At 74.6% G+C, this 25,279-nt stretch carries 17 protein-coding genes and 1 tRNA gene; 8 read left to right on the top strand and 10 right to left on the bottom strand.

Features of this window, described 5'->3' with window-relative positions; all coding sequences use genetic code 11:
* Positions 1 to 13: 13 nt before the first annotated feature.
* Positions 14 to 1,027: a putative universal stress family protein gene (locus ACR80Q_RS12980; protein ID WP_435378046.1), complete on the top strand. Its 1,014-nt coding sequence runs from the start codon at positions 14 to 16 to the stop codon at positions 1,025 to 1,027.
* On the opposite strand, the gene ACR80Q_RS12975 is transcribed toward ACR80Q_RS12980, so the two are convergent.
* The 3 genes from ACR80Q_RS12975 to ggt form a co-directional block, all read right to left on the bottom strand.
* Complete coding sequence (locus ACR80Q_RS12975) at positions 1,002 to 3,149, bottom strand: DEAD/DEAH box helicase (protein WP_435378045.1); 2,148 nt, start codon at positions 3,147 to 3,149, stop codon at positions 1,002 to 1,004. The two genes, ACR80Q_RS12980 and ACR80Q_RS12975, sit on opposite strands and share 26 nt — an antisense overlap.
* A gap of 224 nt (positions 3,150 to 3,373) precedes the next feature.
* A complete protein-coding gene (locus ACR80Q_RS12970) occupies positions 3,374 to 4,207 on the bottom strand; it encodes a GTP pyrophosphokinase (RefSeq protein ID WP_435378044.1) in 834 nt (277 codons plus the stop codon).
* Between the two features lie 59 nt (positions 4,208 to 4,266).
* Positions 4,267 to 6,054 carry a gamma-glutamyltransferase gene (gene ggt, locus ACR80Q_RS12965; RefSeq protein WP_435378043.1) on the bottom strand — a complete coding sequence of 596 codons (1,788 nt, stop codon included), beginning with the start codon at positions 6,052 to 6,054 and terminating at the stop codon, positions 4,267 to 4,269.
* A 246-nt stretch (positions 6,055 to 6,300) separates the two neighbouring features.
* Here ggt and ACR80Q_RS12960 point away from each other — a divergent pair, with 246 nt between their 5' ends.
* Positions 6,301 to 7,263, top strand: coding sequence for a GGDEF domain-containing protein (locus ACR80Q_RS12960; RefSeq protein WP_435378042.1), 963 nt, complete (start codon positions 6,301 to 6,303; stop codon positions 7,261 to 7,263).
* Positions 7,264 to 7,285: 22 nt separating this feature from the next.
* Here ACR80Q_RS12960 and ACR80Q_RS12955 read toward each other — a convergent pair whose 3' ends face one another.
* Positions 7,286 to 8,602 (bottom strand): multidrug effflux MFS transporter, encoded by a 1,317-nt coding sequence (locus tag ACR80Q_RS12955; RefSeq protein WP_435378041.1) that lies wholly within the window; start codon positions 8,600 to 8,602, stop codon positions 7,286 to 7,288.
* Positions 8,603 to 8,727: 125 nt separating this feature from the next.
* Positions 8,728 to 10,500 (bottom strand): histidine kinase N-terminal 7TM domain-containing protein, encoded by a 1,773-nt coding sequence (locus ACR80Q_RS12950; RefSeq protein WP_435378040.1) that lies wholly within the window; start codon positions 10,498 to 10,500, stop codon positions 8,728 to 8,730.
* Positions 10,501 to 10,815: 315 nt separating this feature from the next.
* Between ACR80Q_RS12950 and ACR80Q_RS12945 the strand changes: the two genes are divergently transcribed.
* Both ACR80Q_RS12945 and ACR80Q_RS12940 read left to right on the top strand, forming a co-directional pair.
* On the top strand, positions 10,816 to 11,499 hold the full coding sequence (locus ACR80Q_RS12945; protein WP_435378039.1) for a biliverdin-producing heme oxygenase: 684 nt from the start codon (positions 10,816 to 10,818) through the stop codon (positions 11,497 to 11,499).
* A complete protein-coding gene (locus tag ACR80Q_RS12940; RefSeq protein ID WP_435378038.1) occupies positions 11,496 to 14,360 on the top strand; it encodes a bifunctional diguanylate cyclase/phosphodiesterase in 2,865 nt (954 codons plus the stop codon). The genes ACR80Q_RS12945 and ACR80Q_RS12940 overlap by 4 nt, the downstream gene beginning before the upstream one ends.
* A 116-nt stretch (positions 14,361 to 14,476) precedes the next feature.
* On the opposite strand, the gene ACR80Q_RS12935 is transcribed toward ACR80Q_RS12940, so the two are convergent.
* Positions 14,477 to 14,550: transfer RNA gene (locus ACR80Q_RS12935), tRNA-Met, on the bottom strand.
* Between the two features lie 69 nt (positions 14,551 to 14,619).
* A complete protein-coding gene (locus ACR80Q_RS12930; RefSeq protein WP_435378037.1) occupies positions 14,620 to 17,715 on the bottom strand; it encodes a UPF0182 family membrane protein in 3,096 nt (1,031 codons plus the stop codon).
* Between the two features lie 63 nt (positions 17,716 to 17,778).
* On the opposite strand from ACR80Q_RS12930, the gene ACR80Q_RS12925 reads away from it, so the two are divergent.
* Positions 17,779 to 18,402, top strand: coding sequence for a PPA1309 family protein (locus tag ACR80Q_RS12925; protein ID WP_435378036.1), 624 nt, complete (start codon positions 17,779 to 17,781; stop codon positions 18,400 to 18,402).
* 11 nt (positions 18,403 to 18,413) lie between these two features.
* On the opposite strand, the gene ACR80Q_RS12920 is transcribed toward ACR80Q_RS12925, so the two are convergent.
* On the bottom strand, positions 18,414 to 19,544 hold the full coding sequence (locus ACR80Q_RS12920; protein WP_435378035.1) for a YlbL family protein: 1,131 nt from the start codon (positions 19,542 to 19,544) through the stop codon (positions 18,414 to 18,416).
* 201 nt (positions 19,545 to 19,745) lie between these two features.
* Between ACR80Q_RS12920 and ACR80Q_RS12915 the strand changes: the two genes are divergently transcribed.
* Entirely contained in the window at positions 19,746 to 21,218 is a 1,473-nt protein-coding gene (locus ACR80Q_RS12915; protein ID WP_435378034.1) for a zinc-dependent metalloprotease, read from the top strand.
* Here ACR80Q_RS12915 and ACR80Q_RS12910 read toward each other — a convergent pair.
* Together ACR80Q_RS12910 and ACR80Q_RS12905 are read right to left on the bottom strand one after the other, a co-directional pair.
* Positions 21,215 to 21,811: a M48 metallopeptidase family protein gene (locus tag ACR80Q_RS12910; RefSeq protein WP_435378033.1), complete on the bottom strand. Its 597-nt coding sequence runs from the start codon at positions 21,809 to 21,811 to the stop codon at positions 21,215 to 21,217. The two genes, ACR80Q_RS12915 and ACR80Q_RS12910, sit on opposite strands and share 4 nt — an antisense overlap.
* A gap of 20 nt (positions 21,812 to 21,831) precedes the next feature.
* Positions 21,832 to 22,656: an enoyl-CoA hydratase/isomerase family protein gene (locus ACR80Q_RS12905; RefSeq protein ID WP_435378032.1), complete on the bottom strand. Its 825-nt coding sequence runs from the start codon at positions 22,654 to 22,656 to the stop codon at positions 21,832 to 21,834.
* A 100-nt stretch (positions 22,657 to 22,756) separates the two neighbouring features.
* Here ACR80Q_RS12905 and ACR80Q_RS12900 point away from each other — a divergent pair, with 100 nt between their 5' ends.
* On the top strand, positions 22,757 to 23,926 hold the full coding sequence (locus tag ACR80Q_RS12900; RefSeq protein ID WP_435378031.1) for a TOMM precursor leader peptide-binding protein: 1,170 nt from the start codon (positions 22,757 to 22,759) through the stop codon (positions 23,924 to 23,926).
* Positions 23,923 to 25,236: an ABC1 kinase family protein gene (locus ACR80Q_RS12895; RefSeq protein WP_435378030.1), complete on the top strand. Its 1,314-nt coding sequence runs from the start codon at positions 23,923 to 23,925 to the stop codon at positions 25,234 to 25,236. Before ACR80Q_RS12900 ends, ACR80Q_RS12895 begins: the two co-directional genes overlap by 4 nt.
* The last annotated feature ends 43 nt before the right edge of the window (positions 25,237 to 25,279 follow it).

Below are 25,279 nucleotides of genomic sequence, written 5' to 3'. Positions count from 1 at the left end.
AGGGGGGTGCCCGGTGACCGGCAAGGTCGTGGTCGTCCACGTCGGTGACCAGCAGGGCCGCCTGGTCCTCGACGTCGCCGCCCAGGAAGCGCTCGCCGCCGACGCCGAGCTGGCGGTCCTGGGCGTCTTCCGCGGTCTGCCCCGCGGCGCCCGCGGCCGCCGGCGCAGCGACATGCGCGGGGACGACGGCCGGCTCCGGGAGCTGTCGCTGCGGCGCTGCAGCATGCAGGTCGGCGCGGCCCGTCGGGCCCTGGTCGCCCGCTGGCCCCGGCTGGAGGTGTCCGCGACCGTGCTGGACGGGTCCCGGGCCGAGTCGGTGGGGGCGGTGCTGTCGGGCACCTCGCTGCTCGTGCTGGAGCCGCGCAGCTCGTTCTCCGGTGACCGCCGCCGTGCGGACCCGCTGGCCGCCCTGGTGCGCGCCGGCGAGGTCCCGACGCTGCTGGTCCCGCGCCACACCACCGCAGGGACCGGGTCCCGTCGCGGACCGGTGGTCGTCGGGCTCCCGCCGGGGGCGGACGACGAGCTGCTGAGGACCGCGACGGAGACCGCCCGCCGGCACGGCTGCGGTCTGCGGTGCGTCCGCGCCGCCGACGACCCCCGCGGCGCCGTCGCCGCGCTGCGCGACCTCACCCGACGCCTGCCCCCGGTGGGGGCACGGCTGGGCAGCCGGCTCGCCGTGGAGACGGTGACCGGCTACGGCGACCCGGCGCGGCTGGTGCTCCAGGCGGCCGAGGACGCCTCACGGATCCTCCTCGGCGGCGGGCTGCGACGCATGCTCGACGGCGAGGGCGCCGGGACCGTCCCCGTCGTGGTCGCCGGCGCACGCTGCCCCGTCCTCGTGCTGCCCGCCGGCCTGCTCGCGGCGTCCGACGTGTCCGACGTCTCCGGGAGAGGTCGCCACGTCGCCGCCGACGTCCGGCTGCCCCGGGCGCGCGAGGCGCACCCGGACGACCGGACGGAACGCGACCCCGCCCACCCCTCGCGGCCGCTCCCCGAACCCCTCAGCGGGCCCGCAGGGCGTCGCTGAGCAGCAGCGCGAGCGCGTCCAGCTGCACGTCGGCCGAGGACGACACCGCCTCGTCCGACCCGTCCAGGGCGCGTGCGGCGAGCCCGGCCTTGCCGTCGATCAGCGTGGCGATACGCGCGTCCACCGTCTGTGCGGCGATGACGCGCCAGGCGGTCACCGGACGGTCCTGGCCGATCCGGTGCACCCGGTCGATGGCCTGGGTCTGCTCGGCGTCGGTCCAGGACAGCTCGGCCAGCACGACGTCGGAGGCCACCTGCAGGTTGAGCCCGACGCCCGCCGCGGTCAGCGAGCACACGGCCACGGCGACCTCCGGGTCGGAGACGAACGCGTCGACGTTGCGCTGGCGCACCGTCCGGGTCTGGTCGCCCCGGATCGAGGTGTAGCGGATGCCGCGCTGGGCGAAGGTCTGCTCGGCGATGTCCATGACGTCGACGTGCTTGGCGAAGAAGACGACCTTGCCGACGCTGTGGGCCAGCTGGGCCGTGTAGTCCGCGGCCAGCCCGGCCTTGGCCTGGCCGATGCGGCGCATCATGCTGAACACGTTCTCGCCGGACTCGGCCTTGGCGGCCTCGTCCCGCTCCCAGCGCGCCACCAGGCGGACGAGGTCGTGGTCGATGCCGTCGGCCACGTCGCTGCTGTCCGCGCCCGCGCCCACGAGCGGGCCCGAGCTGCGGGTCGCGAGCGCGGTGTCGTAGCGCTGCACCATCCGCCGCGCCAGCTCGCGCTCGGCCGCCCGGATCGAGCGACCGGCCTCGCCGTCGAGCTCGACCGGCAGGTCGGCGACGCGGCGGGCGGGGATGTCGGCGGCGACGTCGACCTTGCGGCGACGGACGATGCCGAGGTCGATCACGCTGGCCCGCGCGGCGGGCCGGAAGCCGGGGTCGACCGGGGTCAGGCCGGTCTCGACCAGGGCGTGCATCAGGTCCGCCCGCGGCTTCTTGTCGTCGATCCAGCCGAGCAGCTGCCAGATGGCCCGGAAGTCCTCGATGTCGTTGATCAGCGGGGTGCCCGTCAGGGCCATCATCAGCGGGTTGACGGTGCGGCTGCGGATGCGGTCGGCCACCTGGAGCACGTGGCGGGAGCGCTGGGACGACTTGTTCTTGATGAAGTGCGCCTCGTCGACGACCATGCCGCGGAAGCCCAGGTCACCGAGCCACCCCACGTGCCGGTCGAGGATCTCGTAGTTGACCACCACGACGTCGGCGAAGCCGTCCACGGTGTCGCCGTCGCCGTGGACCACGGTGACCGGGTGGCCCGGCGTCCACATCTCGGTCTCGCGGGCCCAGTTGGTCTTGACCACGTTGGGCACGACCACCAGCAGCGGGTAGGCCTTGGCCGCCTGCGCGGCCAGCAGGGCCTGGGCCGTCTTGCCCAGGCCCGGCTCGTCGGCGAGCAGGAACGTCCGGTGCCCCGCCGCCGCGGCCGCCACCAGCTGGGCCTGGTGGCGCATCAGCACGTGGCCGCCCGGCGCCTGCAACGAGGTGGGCTCCGGCAGGTCCATGCACGAGGACGCCCCACCCTCCTCGAACGCGCGGAACAGCGGGCTGAGGAGCTCCCAGTCGCTGAGGTGGCTGGGGCGGGGCTCACGCGTCACGGGGGTCGAGAAGTCCGGGACGAGGAACGGGTTGGACAGCTGGCGGGAGATGACCGACCGCGGCACCACCCGGCGCTCGGCGGTGGGGTCCGGCTGCGCCGCCGACGGGGCGGCTCGCTCCTCGGGCGGGGCCTCCATCCCGGCGGCCAGCATCATCTCGCGCTTGAGCTCGCGGGCCTCGAAGGTCACCTCGGCGTCGTCGGCCAGCAGCGACAGCAGCGTGGTGTCGCGGGCGGCGGTCCGGGCCAGCGCGGTGGCCACGCCGTCCAGACGCTTCAGCAGCTCGTTGCGTCGGGCCTCACCCAGGGTGTCGTCGGCCTTGGCCCGGGCCCGCTCGTCGCGCACCAGCAGCGCCACGACCTGGAACGTGGTCCGCCCGGAGGAGGTCAGCGGTCCACGGCGGACCCGGGTCTCGACGTCGCGCACGGCGCGCGCCAGGGCGGGGATCAACCCCTGGGACTCGGTCCGTCCACCTCGCGCGTCGCGGGTGGCGGTGCCGCCGGACCCGCGCTGGCTTCGTCGAGCCACTGACTCCTCCTCCTCGCATCACCCCGGCACGTGCCGCGCGTCTGTCCTGCGCGGCGGTGCTCGAGCGACCGTGCCCCCGGCCCGCGGACGCGGGCCGTGAGGCAGGACCTGGGCGGTCGTGACCGCTGCCGGACGCACGGGCAATCGGCGCGACGCTCTGGGTCGGGACCCGCGTCACGCGGACCGGACCGACCCTCGACCGGGGTGCTCGACCCCGACCGGGGTCAACCATACGGCGTCGGACCGCCGGAGGTGTCCTCGCCCCGCGGAGTCGTCCCTGCGGCCCAGCGGTCGGCGTCCCGGATCCGGCGCAGGTGCTCCAGCGCGACGTCGGAGGGCACGATCGGGTCGCCGCGCCGGGGGCCGGTCGGCCGGTCGCCGTGCACCCGGTGGTGCAGGTCCTCCATCAGCGTGTCCAGCTCGGCCGCCGTCCCGGCGGAGCGGCGCAACCCGTCGAGCACGTCGGCCGGCACCTCGCGGTCGTACTTGTAGTGGATCTTGTGCTCCAGGCTGGCCCAGAAGTCCATCGCGATGGTCCGCAGCTGCAGCTCGACCGTCACGGGGATGGTCGCGTCCGACAGGAACACCGGGACCTGGACCAGCAGGTGCAGGCTGCGGTAGCCGTTGGGCTTGGGGTGGGCCACGTAGTCCTTGACCGTCAGCACCGTCAGGTCGCCCTGCCGGGCGAGCATGTCGGCCATCCGGTAGACGTCGGACACGAACGCACAGGTGACCCGCATCCCGGCGATGTCGGTGATGCTCTCCCGGATCGCGTCGAACGACGGGTCGCAGCCCTTGCGCGCCACCTTGTCGATGATCGACTCGGGGGTCTTGAGCCGGGCGCTGACGTGCTCGATCGGGTTGTGCTCGTGCAGGTGCAGGAACTCCTCGCGGAGGATCTCGATCTTGGTCGTCATCTCCCGGATGCCGAACTGGTACTGCAGCATGAAGCGGGCGAAGTCCGCCCGTAGCTGCACCAGCTCGTCGAGCGTCGGCGGTGCGGCGGGGGGCTCGGGCGGGGCGGGGTCGAGGTCGTCGAGCAGCGCGTCCGGCGTCATGCACCCACCCTGGCCCATCCACCTGGGTGCCGACCGGGGGCCGGGACCGCCGAGGGCACTCAGGGCCGGGCCTGCACCACCATCGCGCTGCCGCCGCCGCGCCGGACGGGTTCGGCCACCGCCTGGAACCGGCCGTCGGGCAGCAGCTCGATGCCCGTGGCCGCCCCGATCTCGGCCGTGCTGGTGAATATGTGCCCGAGCCCCGCCAGGGCCGTGCGGTCGAAGCCCGGCTCGGCCTGCACGCTCGCGGTGTTGCGCTGGGAGGCGCGCGGCGCGGCCAGCGCGTCCGGCAGCGACATCCCCAGGTCGACCCGGTTGACGACCGTCTGCAGCACCGTGGTGATGATGGTCGCGCCCCCGGGCGAGCCCAGCGCCATCAGCGGTTCGCCGTCGGCCAGGACGATGGTCGGCGCCATCGAGCTGCGGGGCCGCTTGCCCGGGCCGGGCAGGTTGGGGTCGACGCCGCCCTGGGTGTCGGTGAAGTTGAAGTCGGTCAGCTCGTTGTTGAGCAGGAACCCGCGTCCCGGCACCACGATCCCCGAGCCGCCGGTCTGCTCGATGGTCAGCGTGTACGCCACGACGTTGCCGTCGGCGTCGGCCGTGGTCAGGTGCGTCGTGGACTGCCCGGTCGGCTGGTCGAGACCGACCGCACCGCGCTGGCCGCAGCCGGAGTAGTCCCCGTCCGGGACCCCCGGCGCGACGGGCTTCACCAGGGCCGCGTCGGGCCGCACCAGGCAGGCCCGCTCCGCGGCGAACCCCTCGGAGAGCAGCTCGGCCAGGGGCACGTCGACGACGTCGCTGTCCCCGACGTAGCGGTTGCGGTCGGCGAAGGCCAGCGCGGACGCCTCCAGGTAGTGGTGCTCCACCTGGGTCCTCGACGCGGTCGCCGGCAGCGCCTCCATGATGTTGAGCGCCTGGCCCACGGTGGACCCGCCCGAGGACGGCGGAGCCATGCCGTACACGTCGAGACCGCGGTAGCCGACGACGGTCGGCTCGCGCAGCGGCGCGGTGTAGTCCGCCAGGTCGGACAGCTCCATCAGCCCGCTGCGGACGGTGCGTGTCACGCCCGGGGCGACGGGCGGGTCCTGCACGGTCGCGACCACGTCCTGCGCGACCTCGCCGCGGTAGAGCACGTCGACGCCCTCGCGGGCCATCAGGTCGTAGGTGTCGGCCAGGTCGCGGTTGCGGAACCAGGACCCGACCGGGTGCGGCGCGCCGCCGGGCAGGAACAGCTCGGCGGTGGAGGTGAAGTCGTCGAAGCGGGACGCGTTGGCCGCGGTCTGGTCGCGGAAGGTCTGGTCGACGTAGAAGCCGCTGCGGGCCAGCCGGGACGCCGGCCGCAGCGCCTGCCCCAGGTCCAGGGTGCCCCACCGCTGCAGGGCGACGTCCCACGTCTCGGGCGTGCCCGGGACACCGACGGACAGCCCGGAGGACACCGCCTCGCCGAACGGGACGGGCACGCCGTCCTCCACGAAGGAGTCCGGGCGCATCGCCTGGGGCGCGGTCTCCCGACCGTCGATGGTGTGCACCTCCCCGGTGGCGGCCTCGTAGTAGACGAAGAACCCGCCCCCGCCGATACCGGCGGAGTACGGCTCGGTCACGCCGAGCGCGGCCGCCGACGCGACCGCCGCGTCGACGGCGTTGCCGCCGGCCCGGAGCACGCCGATGCCGACCCGGGTGGCCTCGGCGTCGACCGTGGACACCGCTCCGCCGGTGCCGACGGCCACCGGCACCTTGGCCCGTTCCCGGGGCGCACCCGTGGCGGCGGGGGCCAGGACGACGGTCCCGACCACGAGCGGCACGGCGGCGAGCAGGACGGTGACGACCGGACGGGGGGATCGCTTCACGGTGGGCTCCGACGCTGGAGGGGTGGTGCGGACGACCCTAGACAGGACGAACCGGACAGGGCAACGGTCCACGGGTCACCACCGCGACCGGATCGCCGCGGACGACCCCGCCCTGGGTGAGGCGTCATGCGCCGGCACGGGCGAGCCGCCGCGCTAGGCTCGCGAGCACGGTCCACGCGATGGCCCGTGTCGCCCCGGACCCGGTGACGTCATGACGTCGGGTGATCCTGGGAGCGAGCCATGGGTGTGAGCACGACTCTGGAGCAGGCCGCCCGGATCGCCGTGGCGCACCTGCACGAGGTCCACCCGCTCGCGCTCTGGCTGGTCACCGAGGTCGACGGCGGGCACCAGCGGGTCGTGACGTCCGCCGGGCCGTGGTCGGGACGGTTCCCGACCGGGGCGACGCTGCCGTGGCTGGGCTCGCTCGCGCTCGCCATGGCGGCCGGCGGACCCACGACGGCGCCGGACATCTCGCGGGTGCCGAGGTACCTGACGGCGACGACGGAGCCGCGGGCCGGCGTACGGGGCTACGTCGGGGTCCCCGTCGCCGGGTCGTGCCTGGACGGCGGCGACGACCTGCTCGCGTGCCTGAGCGGCGTCAGCGACGTCCACGACGACCCCACGATCACCGCCGCCGCGTCGGACGCGGTCGTCCTGGGGCGGCTGCTGTCGGTGGTGGCCGACGCCGGACGGGCCGCGGACCGGCACGACGACGCCCTCACCGAGGCCGCGCGCCACTCGTGGACCGACGCGCTGACGGGGCTGGGCAACCGCCGCGCCTGGGACGACGCCCTCGCGGTCGCGACCCGACGCAGCGGGCGCTCCGGCGTGATCGCCGTCGACCTGGACGGCCTGAAGCACCTCAACGACACCCACGGTCATGCCGTCGGGGACACCCGGCTGCAGCAGGCGGCCCACGCCCTGGTGGCCGGCTGCCGCCCGGACGACGTGATCGCCCGCCCCGGCGGGGACGAGTTCACCGTCCTCGCCGTGGACGTCGGGCTGAACGACCTGCTGCACCTGGGCGACCGGTTGCGGCTGCACCTGCAGCACTCGGACGTACCGGCCTCGCTGGGCCTCGCCCACCGCCGCCTCGGCGAGGACCTCGCGGACACCTGGACCCGCGCGGACCTGGCCATGCTCGAGGACAAGCGCTCCCGCCGGGTCGGGCGCGGCGCCCCGTCGGCCTTCGCCTCCGCCGAGGAGTAGCCCGACGGTCGCCTCCTCGGCGTCAGTGCGCCGCCGCGACGGCCTCGGCCCCCTCGGGGTCGGGCAGCTGCCACGGCCGCACCACGACCACCAGCACGACGGTGGCCAGCACCAGCGCGCCGAGGATCGAGATCCCCATCGCGACGGCGTCGTTGCCCAGCACACCGACCAGCGGGGACACGACGGCGCCGATGCCGAACTGGACCGCGCCGAGCAGCGCCGCCGCCGCGCCGGCCGCCTCGCCGTGGCGGGACAGCGCCAGCGCGGGTGCGTTGGGCAGCGCCAGCCCGGTCGAGAACAGGACCGCCCAGAGCGGGACGACGACACCGATCAGCCCGCCCGCCCCGGTGAGCGCGAGCAGCAGCAGACCGGCGCCGGAGACCGTGCCGGTGATGGTGCCGGTGAGCAGCACCTGGGCCGGGGAGTACCGGCGCAGGAGGAGCGGGTTGAGCTGGGTCGCCGCGATCAGCCAGAACGCCCCGGCCCCGAACAGCAGCCCGAACTGCTGCTCGTCCAGACCGAACTCGCCCTGGTAGACGAAGGTCGACCCCGCGACGTAGCTGAACAGCCCCGCCATCGTGAGCCCGGCCACCAGCACCAGGCCGACGTAGCTGCGGTCGCGCAGCAGCTCCCGGTAGGTGCTCATGGTCGCGCCGAGGCGCAGCGGGCGCCGCGCCTCCTTCGGCAGGGTCTCCCGCAGCGCCACGTAGCCGAGGACGATCAGCAGGACGCCGTAGCCGGCGAGCAGGCCGAAGATGCCGCGCCAGGACGTGAAGCGCAGCACCTCGCCGCCGACGGTCGGCGCCAGGACCGGGGCCGCACCCATGACGAGGAACAGCCGCGACAGCATCGTGGCCGCCGCGCGACCGTCGAACAGGTCACGGACGACGGCGAGCGCGACGACGGCGCCGGCCGCGGTCCCGACGCCCTGCAGCACCCGCAGCGCGCCGAGGACCTCGATGGTCGGCGCGACCATGATCAGCAGCGAGGCCAGCACGTGCAGCGCCGTCCCCGCCAGCAGCGGGCCGCGCCGGCCCAGCGCGTCGGACAGCGGGCCGATGACGAGCTGCCCGAGGGCCAGGCCCACCAGGGTGCCGGTGAGCGTGAGCTGGACGGCGGCCTCGGTGGTCTGCAGCTCGTTGGCGATGGTCGGCAGGGCCGGCAGGTACATGTCGATGGTGAGCGGGCCGACGGCCACGAACGCGCCCAGCACGAGCGCGGTGCGGGCCATGGGCGGGACCTCGCGGGCCCCGACCGACGGGGCCTCGTGCCCGGGCTCCTGGTCGTGCCGGTCCTGGCCCAGGTGGGCGGCGGTGCTGCTGCGGACGGGTGGAGTCACGTCGTCTGTCCTGTCGAAAGAGCGTGCCGGGCGCGGCCTCGGGAGACCGTCGGGTCGAGGACTGCCTCGCCGAAGCGGGGCAACCGGCGCCGCAGCGGGTTTGTTCCCGCGTCCGACCGAATTGGTCAGGACGGGGCCCCCCGTCCCGGGTCGGCCTTGAGCAGCAGCACGGCCACGTCGTCGGTCAGCTCACCGCCGTGCCACGACCGGGCCGAGCTGTCCAGCAGGTCCAGCACGGTGTCGGCGCCCGCGGGGGCCGCGACGTCCACCGCGGCGAGGACGTCGGCGACCCGGTCCGCGCCCAGCTCCTCGCCGCACGCGTCCCGGGCCTCGACGAGTCCGTCGGTGAACAGGCAGAGCGCGTCCCCGGCGGCCAGCTCCACCGCGGTGGACACCACCACGGGGTCCGGCAGCAGGCCCAGGGCGGTACCCGGCTCACCCACGGTCTCCACCCGCCCGTCGGCGCGACGCAGCAGCGGCTGGTGGTGCCCCGCCAGGGCGATCTCGGCGTGCACGCCACCGGCGTGGGGCCGCAGGACGACCAGGGCCAACGTGCAGAAGGCCTCGTCGTCCTCCCCCTCCGCGGTCATGGCGGCGTTGACCTGGCGCACGATCCGGTGCGGTCGCCCGGCCCCGGGGGCGAGCGCACGGACGGTGAAGCGCACCCGGGCCGTCACGGCCGCGGCCTGGGCGCCCTTGCCCGCCACGTCGCCCAGCACGGCGCACCAGCGACCGTCACCGAGCGGGAAGACCTCGTAGAAGTCGCCGCCGATCTCCTCGCCGCGGCCGGCGGGGCGGTAGAGCGCCGCGGTGACCAGCCCCGGCACCGCGGGCAGGGCCGCGGGCCGCAGGGCCGTCTCCAGGGCCAGGGCGATCCTCGTGCGCTCTCGCAGCAGGACGGCCACCTGGTCCTCGGCGGCCCGGCGCGCCGTCACGTCGCGCAGCAGGACCAGCTGCCCGGCGTCGGCGCCCGACCGGTCGGGCAGCGGCTGCCGCCGCACCTCCACGGTCCGGGCGGCCGCCGCCTCGCCGACCGTCACCTCCTCGGCCGGGTAGCCCGGCAGCAGCTCCGGCAGCGGCACGCCCAGCGGGGGGCGTCCGGGCGCCAGCAGGGCCCGGGCGGCCGGGTTGGCCTCGACGACGCGGTCGAAGGCGTCCACCACGAGCACGCCGTCGGCCATGCTGTCCACGACGACGTCGCGCGCCACCCCGGCCAGCGTCATCAGCCGCCCGTGCAGCAGCCCGTGCACCAGGAACGCCCCGCTGAGGACGAACAGGAACGGGGTCAGGTCCACCAGGGCGAAGGGCCCGACCCCCAGGTTGAAGAGCAGGTTGGCGGTCCAGGGCAGCACGGCCGCCACCACCAGGACGACGGACAGCCCGCGGTAGGCGCGGCTGGCCCGTAGCAGCGCCCGGACGAACATCACCGTCGCGACGAGCACCAGGACGTAGGCGTAGACCGCGTGCACCCAGAACAGCGGGCCGACCGCCACCACCGGCAGCGGCTCCCCCACCTGCGACTCGGGGAGGTAGCGGAACAGGTCGTGGGTGGTGGGGACGGCGAGGGCCGCCAGCACCAGCGCCGGCTCGACGGCGAGGACGGTCGTCGTCATCGGGGTGACCCAGGCCCGCCGGCCCGTGAACAGCAGAACGAACACCAACCAGGCCGGCGGCACCAGCACGATGCCGACGTACTTGAGGTCGCCCCAGTCGACCCGCGCGTCCGGGTCGGCCACCGACAGCTCCACCGCACCCGCCAGCCCCCACCAGGCCGCGGCGACGAGCAGCAGCGCCAGCGGTCGCCCCGCCTGGGCGCCGCGGGTCCTGGCCACGGACAGCGCGAGACCGGCGAGCAGCACGCCCGCCACGACCAGCAGTCCCGCCAGCACCTGGGCCACCGACCCATGGTGCTCGCTCCGGGGCGCCGACGAGGGGATGTCGTCGCGGTCTGCCCTGACGGCCCAGCGCGGCCCCGCTCGACGTGCGCCGCCGGGACGACGAAGGCCCGGAGCACGACGGTCTGACACCATCCCGCCCCTCAGGTCCGTGCCGCTCTCTGCGACGGTCTCGGAGTCACCGACGTGCACCTGACGGCTGACGGACTGCAGTGCGGTTGTCGGCGGCGGCGAGAGAGTACGTTTGAACGACAACGCCGTCGGCGTGACCTGCCAGGACCCGCAGGAGCAGTGCTCCGCGAGTCCCGAGGTGGTGTCGTGCACAGGATCGTCGACGAGGAGCGCGTGGCGCCCGTGACCCCACATCGGCGCCCGCTCGGGAGCGCCCGGCGGGCCACCCGCACCAGCACTGCCTCCGAGCTGCTGCGGCAGCGCACGCGAGAGGCGCACGCACGGGCGGAGGCGGCGTTCGACGTCGACCGGCGACTCGCCACCCGCGCCACGTACACCGATCTCCTCGTGCGCCTTCACGGGTACTACGCACCGATGGAGGACGCCTTGGCCTCGTGGGACGCCGGGGCGACCACGCCGAGCCTCGGGATGGACCTACGGTCCCGGGCGCACCTGCTCGGCGCCGACCTCGTGCAGCTCGGGCGGTGGGGCGAGGCTGTTCCTGACCGGTTGTCGACCGCCGTGGGCGCGGCGCCGCTCATGGGCCTCCCGGAGGCGCTGGGTCGGCTGTACGTCCTCGAGGGCTCTGCGCTGGGTGGCCGGCTCGTGGCCCGCCACGCACGGGCCGCGCTCGGCCCCGACGTACCGGTGGCCTTCTTCACCGGCGCAGGACTACCTGACCTGACCACACGCTGGCGGTCGCTCCAGCGAAGGCTGGACGAGCTGGAGCCGCAGGGCCACCTCGACGCCGTCGACCGTGCGGTCGGGGCCGCCGAGGAGTCCTTCCGACTCTTCGAGGTGCGGCTGCTGATCCCCGTCCCTACCCGATGACGGCCGTGCACTCGCCCGGGCACGACGAGAGTGGTCTGCTGCTGCCCGGAGCAGCCGTGACGCTGAGCAACTGCGAGCGCGAGCCGATCCACCGCCCCGGGGCGATCCAGCCCCACGGGGTGCTGCTCGCAGTGGACGAGCCTTCGCTCGTGATCAGGCAGGTGAGCGCCAACAGCGCAAGCCACCTCGGCGTCGCTCCCGGTTCGCTGGTCGGGGCGCCACTGGTCCGGGCCCTCGGTGACGACCTCGTCGCCCGCCTCCGGGCGACGCTGTCCGATCCTCGCGCCTGGGGTGGGGACCCCTTGTCGGCGCAGCTGCCCGCCGGGCCCCTCGAGCTGACGTGGCACCGCTGCGACGGTCTGCTGGTCATCGAGCTGCAGTCCTCGGACAGCCAGTCGAACCCGTCGGTGTCGAGGCTGTTCCGCGACGTCCGGCACGCGATGGACGCGCTACGGGCCAGCGACGGGGTGCAGGCGCTGTGCGACGGGGCGAGCGAGGAGGTCCGCCGCCTCACGGCATTCGACCGCGTCATGGTCTACCGGTTCCACCCCGACGGGCACGGCGAGGTCGTCGCCGAGTCCCGCGACGCCGCGCTGGAGCCGCTCCTCGGCCAGCACTACCCAGCCTCCGACATCCCTGCGCAAGCTCGCCGGCTGTACCTGCTGAACCACCTGAGGGTGGTGGCCGACGCGACGTACGAGCCGGTGCCGATGGTCGGTGACGAGACCGAGCTCGACTTGAGCCATGCGACCCTGCGCAGCGTCTCGCCGTTCCATCTGGCGTACCTGCGCAACATGGGCGTGCGCGCGACCCTCACGATCTCGCTGCTCAGCGGGACAGAGCTGTGGGGCATGATCGTCTGTCACCACGGTTCCCCGAAGCAGCTGGGTGCGCAGCTGCAGGTGGCGTGCCGACTGCTCGGGCAGCTCTTCTCCTTGCACGTCGTGGCGGAGGACGACCGTGAGGATGCCGCCCTGCGCACGCGGCTGGCGGAGTGCAGGCTGCAGCTCGTCGCGCGGATGGCCACCGGCGAGAACCCGGCAACGGCCCTCGTCGACGGCGAGCCGTCGCCGCTCGACCTGGCCTCGGCCGACGGCGTGCTGGCGCACATCGGCGGCCGGTCTGCGGCGACGGGCTCGGTGCCCTCACCGACCGTCCTCGATGCGATCGTCGCCTTCGTGCGAGGGCAGCCGGACACGATGGCGTGGGTGAGCGATGACGCGCTCTCGTTCCTCCCGGTCCAGGCGGGCCGTGCGCCCGAGGCCTCGGGTGTCCTGGCGGTCCCGCTGTCTCCCGGCTGGGGCGACTACGTCGTGTGGTTCCGCGGCGAGCACCGGCACACCATCACCTGGGGCGGCCGACCGGGCGAGGCCGAGCGGGACGCCCCCATGGCCGTACCCGGCGCCCCGGAGCTGACGGCGCTCGGGCCGCGGCAGTCGTTCGCCGCGTGGGCGGACGAGGTGCGCGGACGCAGCCGACCTTGGCTGAGGGCCGAGATCGACGCCGTCCACAGCCTCGCCGACGCCGTGCCGGAGCTCCTGCTCGCACGCGCCCGGGACCAGCTCGCCCACCTCGCGCTGCACGACCCCCTGACGGGTCTGCCCAACCGGGGCCTGCTCATGGACCGGCTTGCGCAGTGCCTGGCCCACCCGCCCGGAGGGAACCGCCACATCGCACTCCTGTTCGTCGACCTCGACCGGTTCAAGCTCGTCAACGACTCCCTCGGCCACGTGGGCGGCGACACCGTCTTGCTGCAGGCAGCGGAACGTCTGCGCGGTACCACCAGGAGCGAGGACACCGTCGCCCGACTGGGCGGCGACGAGTTCGTCGTCCTGTGCGAGGGAGTCACCGCGGGCCAGGCGCACCAGCTCGCCGATCGTGTGGTGGCGGCGTTCCAGCACCCGTTCCGCCTCGACGACCACGCCGTCACGGTGACGGCGAGCGTCGGCGTCGCCGTGGCCCGGGCCGAATCCGGGACCACGCCGGCGGAGCTGCTCCGGGATGCCGACACCGCGATGTACCGGGTCAAGAACGACGGTCGCAACGCCGCGGCGTCCTTCACCGCGGAGATGCGTGCCCTCAGCCTGCGCCGCATCGAGGTGGAGACCGGCCTCCGCCCAGCACTCGAGCGCGGGGAGCTGGTCCTGCACTACCAGCCCATCCAGGACGCCTCCGGATCGCTGCGCGGCTTCGAGGCGCTCTGCCGCTGGCCCCTCACCGGCCGGGGGATGATCCCGCCCTCGGAGTTCATCCCGGTCGCGGAGCTCACAGGGCTCATCGCACCCCTCACCGAGTGGGCGCTCGACGTCGGCCTGGCTGCACTGGCCCGCTGGCGTCGCCTCGCGCCCGCCGACGACCTGGGCCTGTCCCTCAACGTCGCCCCGGTGCAGGTGGGCGACGCCCGACTGGAGACAGCAGTCGGCGACGCCCTGCACCGCCACGGCATCCCGCCGGGTGCGCTCACCCTGGAGATCACCGAGGGAGCCGTGCTCGGCTCGGACCTGGTCACCCGCGGTTTCGTGTCACGCATGCGCGAACGCGGGGTCAGGCTGTCCATCGACGACTTCGGGACCGGGTTCTCCTCCCTCGCCTACCTCACCCAGCTCGACATCCACGAGCTGAAGATCGACCGGGCTTTCGTGGCAGGTCTGCCCGGCCGCGGCGACGCGACCGTCATCGCCTCTGTCGTTGGCCTGGCGCACCAGCTCGGCATGAGCACCGTGGCCGAAGGCGTCGAGACCGACGGGCAACTCGCCGCGGTCCGCCGCCTCGGCTGCGACAAGGTTCAGGGCTACCTGCTCGGTCGCCCGATGCCCGCCGACGAGGTGGAGCGCTACCTCGACTCCCTCGTGAAGGCCTGAGGACGCAGCACCTGCGCGCCCGCCCTCCCAGGGACATCCCGTCGGGTTAGCACCGCTCAGGCCCCTCGCGCACACGACGAAGGCCCGGACCATCAGGTCCGGGCCTTCGTTCTGTGTAGCGGGGGTAGGATTTGAACCTACGACCTCTGGGTTATGAGCCCAGCGAGCTACCGAGCTGCTCCACCCCGCGTCGCGTCTGCAACGTTACGCGAGGTGCCGCCGGGAGCCAAATCGGCTGGTCAGGCCCCCGGCGTGCGCGTCACCCGCCGAGCGACTCCTCGGCCGCGATGGCCTGCTCGATGGCGGCCGTCAGCCGCTCCTGCGCCTCGCCGTAGGCGGCGAAGTCGTTGTCGGCCAGGGCCGCCTGCGAGTCCTCGATCGCCTGACGGGCGTCCTGCAGCGCCGCGTCCAGCTGGGCCTGGGCGGTGGCCGGGTCCACGGGCGACACGGTCGGTGCCGCGGGCTCGGTGCCGTCGGTGGCCTCGGGGCTGGGCTCGACGCTCTGCTCCGGGGTCGGGCTGTCCAGGGCCGGCGTGCCCTCGCCGTCACCGGTGTCCTCGACGACCTCCGCGTCGGCGTCAGGGGCGTCGGCCCCGGCGTCACCGTCGAACAGGTCGTCCAGCGCCTCGTCCAGGGTCTCCCCGAAGCCGAGGTCGTTGCCGAACGCGACCAGCACCCGCTGCAGCAGCGGGAACTGAGTCGACCCGGTGGACTGGATGTACACCGGCTGCACGTACAGCAGACCGCCACCGATCGGCAGCGTGAGCAGGTTGCCGTTGATGGTGCTCGACTCGCCCAGGCGCAGGACGTTCAGCTCCTGGTTGATGGCCGGGTCGGCGTTGAAGTCGTTCTGCACCTGGCCCGGTCCGGGCACGGTCTCGTCGTTGCGGATCTGCAGCAGCCGCAGCTGCCCGTAGCCCTCCGAGGGGACCCCCGCCTCGTTCCCGGCGTCCGCGTCCGCGGTGAGGAACCCGGTCAGGACGTTGCGGTCGTCGGACTCACCCTCCGTGGTCGGGATGAACGTCGAGGTGAGGCTGAACGAGGGGGCGTCCTGGTCGGGCATCCGCAGCGACAGGTAGTACGGCGGCTGCAGCGCGGCCAGGTCCGGCGTGGTCGGGTCCTCGGGGACGGACCAGAAGTCGGTGCCGTTGAAGAACGAGGCCGCGTCGGTGACGTGGTAGCGCTCCAGCACCTCGCGCTGGACCTTGAACTGGTCCTGGGGGTAGCGGACCTGGCTCATCAGCTCGCCGCTGATCTCCTCCAGCGGCTGCACCGAGTCGGGGAACACCCCGGACCAGGCCTGCAGGATCGGGTCCTCGGTGTCCCAGGCGTACAGCGTCACGGCGCCGTCGTAGGCGTCCACGGTGGCCTTGACCGAGTTGCGCACGTAGTTGACCCGCTGCGGCAGCAGGGTGGTGATGTTGTCGGCGCCGCCGACCGTGACCGACGTCGCCGTGGCCTCGTCGAGGCTCGTGGAGAACGAGTACGGGTACTGGTTGGTGGTCGTGTAGCCGTCCACCACCCACACCACGCGCTCGTCGACGACCGACGGGTACGGGTCGCCGTCCAGCTCGAGCCAGGGCGCGACCTTCTCGACCCGCTCGCGCGGCTCGCGGTCGAACATCACGCGGGACTCCGGGTTGACGGTGTCCGAGAGCAGGATCTCCTCGGCGCGGAACTTGATGGCGAACAGCAGCCGCGAGAAGAAGTCGCCCATGGCCACGCCGCCGTCGCCTGCGTAGGTGGTGTTGCGCTGGTTGGAGGGCTCGGTGGAGTCCGGGTAGTCGAGCTCCTGCGGGGCCGAGCCCTCGGGGGCGCCGACGATGCTGTAGTCCGGGCTGGACTCGCCGAAGTAGATGCGCTGCTCGAAGTTGCCGAGGTCGGAGACGGTCTCGACCTCCTCCTCCTCCACCGCCGGGGCCACGATGCCGGACTGGAAGAACACCGGCTCGCCGCCCTGCGTGCGCTGGTTGCCGAACGCCGCGACGACGCCGTAGCCGTGGGTGTAGACCGTGTGGTCGTTGACCCAGTTGCGCTGCCCCTGGGGCAGGCCGTTCAGGTCGAGCTCCCGGGCGGACAGCACCGTGTCGCGGGTCTCGCCGTCGATGTCGTAGCGCGCGACGTCCAGCTGGTCCGGGAAGGCGTAGAACGGCCGGATCTGCTGCAGCTGACGGAACGTGGGCGACACCAGGTTGGGGTCGATGAGCCGGATGCCGGGGATGGTGCGGGCGTCCTCGGCCAGCTGGCCGGCCTCGGCCTCCAGCTCGGCGTCGTAGTCCTGGACCTCGATCCCGTCCAGGCCGTACGCCGCGCGGGTGGCCTCGATGTTCCGGTCGATGAACGGCGACTGCAGGGTCAGCTCGTTGGGCTGGACCTGGAAGCGCTGGATGACCTGCGGCCAGATCCCGCCGGCGGCGACGGCCACCAGGACCAGCAGCCCGACACCGAGCGCCGGCACGCGCCAGTTGCCCCGGATCACGGTCCACAGGAACGTCAGGGCGACCAGCACCGACACCACGGCCAGCAGGGTGCGGGCCGGGATGACGGCGTTGACCTCGGTGTACAGCGGGCCGGTGATCGCGTTGTTCTCGACCGTCATGAGGGCGTACCGCTCGAGCCAGTAGCTCAGGGCGCGCAGCAGCAGGAACGCCGCACCCAGGATGCCCAGGTGGACGCGCGCCTGCGGCGTGGTCCGCTCACCGGGGCCGCTGAGGCGGAGGCCGCCGTACAGGTAGTGCGTGAGCAGCGCGGCCAGGCCCGCCAGCAGCACGACCGCGGTGGCGAAGCCGGTCACGAACTGCAGCAGGGGCAGCGTGAAGACGTAGAAGCCGATGTCGAGGCCGAACTCGGGGTCCGTCTCGCCGAAGGGCGTGCGGTTCAGCCACAGCTGGACCGTCTGCCACTGCCCGGACGCGGCGGAGCCGGCGAACAGGCCGAGCACGACGGGCACGGCGATGCCGACGAGCCGGCGCAGCGGCTCGAGCTGCTCGCGGTAGCGGTCCAGCGCCTCCTGGCCGGGGGTCGAGGGCGCGTAGACCGGGCGGGCCCGGAAGGCCAGCGTGAGGCTCGCCCACACGGCGGCGCCCATGATCACGGCGGCGGAGACGAACAGGATCGCCTGCGTCACGATCCGGGTGCGGAGGACCTCGACGAAGCCCAGCTGCTGGAACCAGAGGACCTCGGTCCACAGCTCGGCGAACAGCACCAGCAGGAAGACCAGCGCACCCAGGATCGCCAGCGTGGGCGCCAGGGCCCCCGGACGGCGGCCGGGACGGCGGGGGCCCTGGGGGCCGCGCGGACCACCCGGACCCTGGGCGTCGGAGGATGGCGGACCAGGTGGGAACGGGGCACTCACATCACTCACCGTAACTCAGCAACCTGGGACCGCTGCCCTCGCCGCCTGCAGGATGATGGCGTCATGAGCACCGACACCGCCCTGCAGCGCGCCGTCCGAGAGGTCGAGGAGCACGTCGCGTCCTACGGCTGGGACTCCCCCGTCCGCCTGTTCGCCCTCGTCCGCACCGCCGAGGCCCTGCAGCGCGAGCCCGACCTGCTGGACCGGCTGCCCGCCGAGGACGCCGAGGCGGCCGCCGCCGACCCCGACCACCTGCTGCTGGTCGAGCAGGACGAGCTCGACGAGCTGGCGGCGACCCCGGACGGGTCACCGGACGGGCCCGCGGGCCGGAGCGACGCTCCGGGGTCGGGCGGGGAGCACGGCGACGCCGACGCCCTGGAGCGGATGCTGGCGCGGCTCGCCTGGCCGGACGAGGTGCAGGGCGTCGCGCTGACGGTCGAGCGGCTGGTGGTCCCGCCGGAGGTCGAGGCGCAGGCCCCGCCCGAGCCGGCCGAGGCCGTCCGGTGGCTGGCGGAGCACCCGCGTCGCCGTGACGTCCGCATCGCCGCCGCGGTGCTGCGGGACGGGGGCCGCGCATGCGTCCTGCGGACCCGCGGCACGCAGGAGGACCCCGAGGAGACCGTGGTGTCGGGGCCCGACCTGGTGCCGGGCCTCACCCGCGCCCTCGCGGCCACGCTGGAGGACTGACCCCCGACCGGTCAGCGGGCCGCGAGCACGTCCTCGCAGGTCGGGAGCGAGCCGGTCGCGGTGCCGTCCGCGATGGCCTCGACGGCGGTGACGGCCTCGGCGAGGGTGGCCACGGCCGCGACCTCGATGTCCGCCGGGACCGCGCCGACCACGTCGGTGCAGTTGTCGGCCGGGGCGAGGAACCAGGAGGCGCCGACGTCCCGGGCGCCGACCATCTTCTGCTGGATCCCGTCGATCGGCCCGACGCCGCCGTCGTCGTCCATGGTCCCGGTGCCGGCCACGTGCTCCCCACCGGTCAGCGGGCCCGGCGTCAGCTTGTCGTAGATGCCGAGGGAGAACATCAGGCCCGCGCTCGGCCCGCCGATGCCCCCGACGTCGTAGCTCACCTCGAACGGCAGGTCGTAGGCCGGGGAGATGAGGACGCCCAGGATGACGGCGCCCTCGTCGGACTCGGCCAGCTCGACGGGCTCGGTGACGGGCGCCCCGGCCCGGTCGACGGTGATGTCGACCACGTCGCCGGGGCTGTAGGCCTGCAGCGCCTCGACCAGCTGGGTGCTGCTGCGCAGCGCGGTCCCGTCCAGCGCCGTGACGACGTCCTGCTCCGCCAGCACGGCCTCCGACGCCGGGTTGCCGGCGAACCCGGACACCACCAGCCGCGAGGGGACGTCCTCGCCCAGCGCCTTGAGCGCGGACACCGCGGCGCTCTGCTGCGCCGAGGTCATCTGGGCGCTGGAGGCCTCGCGGGCCTCCTCCCGGGTCTCCTCCGGCGGGTACACGGTCTCGACCGGCCGCAGCGAGCGCGTGCTGTCGACGTAGGCCTGCACGGCGTCCAGGACCGTCACCCGCCCCAGCGGGCCGCCCGCCACCCGGATGGTGGTGAGGTCGAGCTGGCCCTCGGTCGGGAACGTCTCCGTGCCGTCGATGACGATCAGCGCCTCGCCGTCCGCGGACGCGCCCAGGGTGTCGCGCACCGGGCCGGGCGAGAAGATGACGTACGGGACGGGCAGCGCGGCGACCACGGCGGCCAGCACCACGGCGGTGGTCCCGGCCACCAGCAGCACGAGGGTCCGCGGGGACGGCCGCCGGCCGGCGTCCGGCCGAGGACCGCCGAGGGTCTCGGCGGTGGGGGGTGCGGTGGTCATCCGTGGCTCCGTGGTCGGCTCGTGGTCCGGCATCGGGACGGACGCCCCGTGCCACCAGCGTAGGTCGGCGGCCCGGCTGGTCGGTCACCGGACACCGGGTGCTGCGGCGGGTCCGGCTCCGCGCTGGGCGAACGTCGACCCGCAGGAGGGAACTGTGCGGCGGCGGTGGTGGTTCCCTGTCCAGACGAGGAGGCTGGTGGCATGGCTGGTGATGACGACCGACGGATCGGGTTCGGACCCAACGGCACGGGAGGCTCGGGCGGTCCCGGTGGCTCGGGCGGTTCGAGCGGCTCGGGCGGTTCCGGTGGCTCGGGCGGCTCGGGTGGCTCGGGTTTCGGCCCGGGCGGGTTCGACCCGTCCATGTTCGGTGACCCCGCGGCGATGGGGGCGGTGCTCGGCCAGCTGCAGAAGATGTTCACCACCGGCGGTGACGGACCCGTCAACTGGGACCTGGCCCGCGACGCGGCGCGGCAGGCCGTGGCGGGCGACGACCCCAGCCCGTCCTGGGGCGAGCGGTCCGCGGTCGAGCAGGCCGGCCGCCTGGCCGAGCTGTGGCTCGACCCGGTGACGGCGCTGGCCCCCACCGGCGCCTCGTGCGAGGCCTGGTCCCGGGCCCAGTGGGTCGAGGCGACCCTGCCGACCTGGCGCACCCTGGTCACCCCGGTCGCGGAGAAGATGTCGGCGAGCATGGGCGGCGCGCTGACCGGGGGCACCGGGGAGCTCCCGCCCGGCCTGCCCCCGGAGATGGCCGGCCTGCTGGCCAACGCGGGGCCGATGATGCAGCGGCTCGGGGGCGGCATGCTCGGCATGCAGATCGGCCAGGCCGTCGGCCGGCTCGCCGCCGAGGCGGTCTCCGCCACCGACGTCGGGCTGCCGCTGCACCCCGGCGGGATGGCCCTGGTGCCGACGAACGTCACGGTGCTGTCGCAGGGGCTGGGCATCGAGCCCGACGAGGTCCGGTTGTTCCTGCTCCTGCGCGAGGCCGCCCACGCCCGGCTGTTCGCGCACGTGCCGTGGCTCGCGCCGCGGCTGCTGGGGGCCGTGGAGGCCTACGCCGCGGGGATCGACGTCGACGTCGAGCGCATCCAGGAGATGCTCTCGGGGATCGACCCCAGCAACCCCGCCGCCCTGCAGGACGCCCTGGGGTCGGGTCTGCTGCAGCCGGCGGAGACGCCGGCCCAGCTGACGGCCAAGTCGCAGCTGGAGGACCTGCTGGCCCTGGTGGAGGGCTGGGTGGACACGGTCGTGGCGCAGGCGGCCACGGGACGGCTGAGCCGGGTCGAGCAGCTGCGCGAGGCGGTCCGCCGTCGTCGGGCGGCGGGCGGGCCGGCCGAGCAGACCTTCGCGGCCCTCGTCGGCCTGGAGCTGAGGCCGCGCCGGATGCGGGAGGCCGCCGCCTGGTGGGTCTCGCGCGGTGGCGACGTGACGGTCCGCGACCAGGCGTGGGAGCACCCCGACCTGCTGCCGGACCTGGACGACGTCGAGGCCGGTGGGCCCGGGGACGGGCCGGGTCCGGGCGCCGGCGCCGGCGAGGGGTCGACCGACTCCCTGGACGACGAGCTGCGCCGCCTCGTCGAGGGCAGCGGGGACGGCAGCAGCGAGCCCGGGGGCGGGACGCCCGGCGGCGACGGGCCGGGGAGCGGGCCGGCGGACGGACCGGACGCCCCTCGCTAGTCGACGTGGCCCTCGTCGCCCTGCTCGGTCGTGGGACCGCCCAGGGCGCGGGAGGCCGTGTCGAAGCCCTCGAGGAACCCCCGTGCCCGCTCGGTGCGGGGGTAGTCGGTGAGCAGGGCCCAGAACTCGTCCCCGTGCGACGGCTCGAGCAGGTGCGCCAGCTCGTGCAGCACCACGTAGTCCAGCACCCACCCGGGCAGGCCCTTGGCCCGGTCGGAGATCCGGATCGTCCCGTCGGCCGGGGTGCACGAGCCCCACCGGTGCTGCTGGTTCGTCGACCAGCGCACGCCGGACGGGACGGCCCGCCCGCCCAGGTGCCGTTCCGACAACGTGGTCGCCCGCCGCAGCAGCTCGTCGTCGGAGGGCCGCCGTCGGGCCTCGGACTCGGTCAGCCGCTCCACCATCCGCTGCACCCAGCGACGCTCCTCGGAGGCGCTCAGGCGGGCCGGCACCAGGACGACGAACCGGTCGCCCTCGCGGTGGGCGCTGACCGTGCGACGTCGCCGCGCGGAGCGGCGGACCTCGACGACGGGCTCGTCCGAGGTCCGGGCGGCACCTGCTGCCTGCCCGGACGACGGCCCCGTCCCAGCCATGACCCGACGCTAGCCGTCCGTCACCGGCCGGTGAAGCGCGGCGCGCGGCGCTCCCGCTGCGCAGCCAGGCCCTCGGCCAGGTCCGACGAGGCCAGCGTGACCGCCTGGGCCAGCGACTCCCAGCGCAGCGCGGCGGCCAGGTCCGGGTGCCCGCCCGCGGCGAGGGCCTGCAGCACGAGCCGGGTCGCCACCGGGGCCCGGGAGGCGATCTGCCGGGCCGTGGTGAGCGCGGCCTCGAGCAGCCCGGCCGCGGGGTGGACCGCAGACGCCAGCCCCAGCGCGACGGCCTCCTCGGCCCCGACACGACGCCCGGTCAGCAACAGCTCGGTCGCCACCGCGCGCCCGACGGTCGCGACGAGGGTGTGGGTGACCCCCATGCCGGGGTGCAGCCCCAGCGCGGTGAAGGGGACCGACAGGTGGGCGGTGTCCGCCACGAGCCTGACGTCGCCCGCCAGGGCCAGCCCGAGACCGGCCCCGACCGCGGGACCGTTGACGGCCACCACCACGGGCACGCCGGCCGCGCGCAGCGACAGCCAGTCCTCGTAGTAGCGGGACATCCGTCGGCGCAGGTCGTCGACCGGCGCCCCCTCCCCCGTGCCGTCGTCCAGCCAGGACAGCTCCCCGCCGGAGCTGAACGCCGTGCCCGCCCCGGTGAGCACGACCGCCCGGACGTCGCTGACCTGGGCGAGCGCCCCGGTGAACCGGACCCAGGACGCGGTCATCCCCGCGGACATGACGTTGCGCCGCTGCGGGTCGTCGAGGGTGACGACCAGGACGGCGGGGTCCACGTCGTCCCGGCGGACGTCCAGGTGAGGCAGCGGCGACAGGTCCTCGATGACGTCCATGACCCGAGGATGGCGCAGCGCGTGCCCCCGGGGGTACCGACCGGCAGCTGCCTGTGGATCGTCGCCGCGGCGGTCCCCGTCGCGCTGGCACGCTCGCGCGGTGAGGACCGGGGACACGGAGCAGTCGGACCAGGCGGGGCATCACGACGAGACGCGGCAGGCAGACCCGACGCGGCTGGTGGACCCGACGCGGTCAACCGCGCGAGGCGAGCGGCAGGGCCGCCGGCGTCGCGGCGAGGACGACGTCCCGGTCAGGTGGCGGGTCGGGCTGGCGCGCACCGTGCGGGGCCCGCGCAGCCTGCAGCTGGGCTCGGGGTCGGACGCGGTGGTCCTGGAGGGGCTGACGGCGGCGGACTGGCGGCTGCTGGCGCTGCTGGACCGGGCCCGGTCCCGACCCGAGCTGGACGACGCCGTGGCCGCCCTCGGCATCCCCGCCGCGCGCTGCGAACGGCTGCTCGACGTGCTCGCCCGGGTCGGCGCCCTCTGCGGCGCCGTGGGGGTGCGGGCTCGCGAGCAGCTGCGCCCGTCGCTGGCCGGCGCCCAGGTGGCGGTGGTGGGTGGGGGCGGGCTGGGCATCGTGCTGACGGTGGCCCTCGCCGCGGCCGGCGCCTCCCGCAGCGCCCTGGTGGACGACGCGTCCGTGGGGCAGGCGGACGTCCTGCCGGGCGGGGCCCAGCACGGCGACGTCGGGCGACGTGCCGCGCACGTCGCGGCCGAGGCGGTGCACCGGCTCCGTCCCGACGTCCGGACCGCGTGCCCGACCGACCCCGACCTGGTGGTGCTGCTCAGCCCGCACGTCCCCGACGCCCCGGCCGGCATCCCGCTGGTGCAGCGGGGGACGGTGCACCTGCCCGTGGTCGTCCGTCCCGACGAGGTGGTCGTGGGCCCGCTCGTGGTGCCCGGACGGGGCGCCTGCCTGCACTGCCTGGACCTGCACCACCGCGACCTGGACCCGGGGTGGGCCGAGGCGGTCCGGCTCCTGCGACGGGACTCCGGGCGGGTGCGGCAGCCCGGGCCGGCGGCCACGGCCGTGGTCGCCGGGCTGGTGCTGGTCGTGGCCGGGGCCCCGCAGGCCTCGAGCAGGGCCGGGGTGGAGGTGCACGTCGAGGACTCCGGGGCCACCCGGTGGCGGCGGTGGTCCGCCCACCCCGGGTGCGGCTGCGTCGGCTGGCCGGACCCGGACCCGGTCGGGTCGGCCCACCCGTCGGACCTGCGTCCGGAGGACCCTCCCGCGCCGCCCGGCGGCACCGGTGCGACGATGGCGGCGTGAGCGACCTCCCCCGCCGGACCGTGGCCCGCAGTGCTCGTCTGGCCGCCCTGCCCCTGGGCATCGCCGGCCGTGCCGCCCTCGGGATCGGCAAGAGAGTCGGTGGTCGGTCGGCCGAGGCGGTCGCCGCCGAGATGCAGACCCGGACCGCCGAGCAGATCTTCCGCACCCTGGGCGAGCTCAAGGGCGGGGCGATGAAGTTCGGGCAGGCCATGAGCATCTTCGAGGCCGGGCTGCCGGAGGAGCTGGCCGCGCCCTACCGGGCCACCCTGACCAAGCTGCAGAACGCGGCGCCGCCGATGCCGTCCAGCACGGTGCACAAGGTGCTGGCGGCCGAGCTCGGCGAGCAGTGGCGTTCGAGCTTCGCCGACTTCGACGACCGACCGACCGCGGCGGCGTCCATCGGGCAGGTCCACAAGGCCGTGTGGCACGACGGGCGCACCGTCGCGGTGAAGGTGCAGTACCCCGGCGCGGGCGAGGCGCTGATCTCCGACCTGGACCAGGTCACCCGGGCCGGTCGGCTCGGCGCGTCGTGGATCCCCGGCCTGGACATCAACCCGATCCTGGCCGAGCTGCGCGCGCGGATGGCCGAGGAGCTCGACTACACGCTGGAGGCGGCCTCGCAACAGACGTTCGCCGAGGCGTTCGACGGGGACGAGGTGTTCGCGGTCCCGCAGGTGCTGGCCGGCGGGGAGAAGGTCATCGTCAGCGAGTGGCTGGACGGTGTCGCGCTGTCGACCGTCATCGCCTCGGGCACGCAGGAGGAGCGGGACACCGCCGCCCGCCACTACGCGGAGCTGCTGCTGGCCGGGCCGCACCTGGCCGGCCTGCTGCACGCGGACCCGCACCCGGGCAACTTCCTGCTCATGCCGGACGGCCGGTTCGGGGTGCTGGACTTCGGGGCGGTCAAGCAGCTGCCGGACGGCATGCCCGCGGAGGTGCCGGTGCTGCTCAACGCGGCCCTGCGCGGCGACGGCGAGGGCGTGGTCGCCGGGCTGCGCGGGGCGGGGTTCATCAAGGACGAGATCGAGATCGAGCCGGACTCGTTGCTGGAGTACCTCGAGCCGTTCCTGGCCCCGGCGCGCGAGGAGTCGTTCCAGTTCAGCCGGCAGTGGTTGCGCGACCTGGTCGCCCACATCAACGACCCCCGCCGCCCGACGTGGTCGGTGGGGCTCAAGCTCAACCTGCCGCCGGAGTACCTGCTCATCCACCGCGTCTGGCTCGGCGGGATCGGCGTGCTGTGCCAGGTCGGCGGGTCCGTCCCCGTGCTGGACGTGCTCGAGGACTGGCTGCCCGGCTTCGAGCGACCCTGAGCAAGCGGCCGGGAGCGAGCGGCCCGGACGTGGAAGGGCCCTG

The sequence above is a fragment of the Aquipuribacter aurantiacus genome, from assembly GCF_051216895.1.
Taxonomy (GTDB): Bacteria; Actinomycetota; Actinomycetes; order Actinomycetales; family JBBAYJ01; genus Aquipuribacter.
Note: the sequence above shows the minus strand (reverse complement) of the source record. Positions and strands in the feature narration are given on the sequence as shown.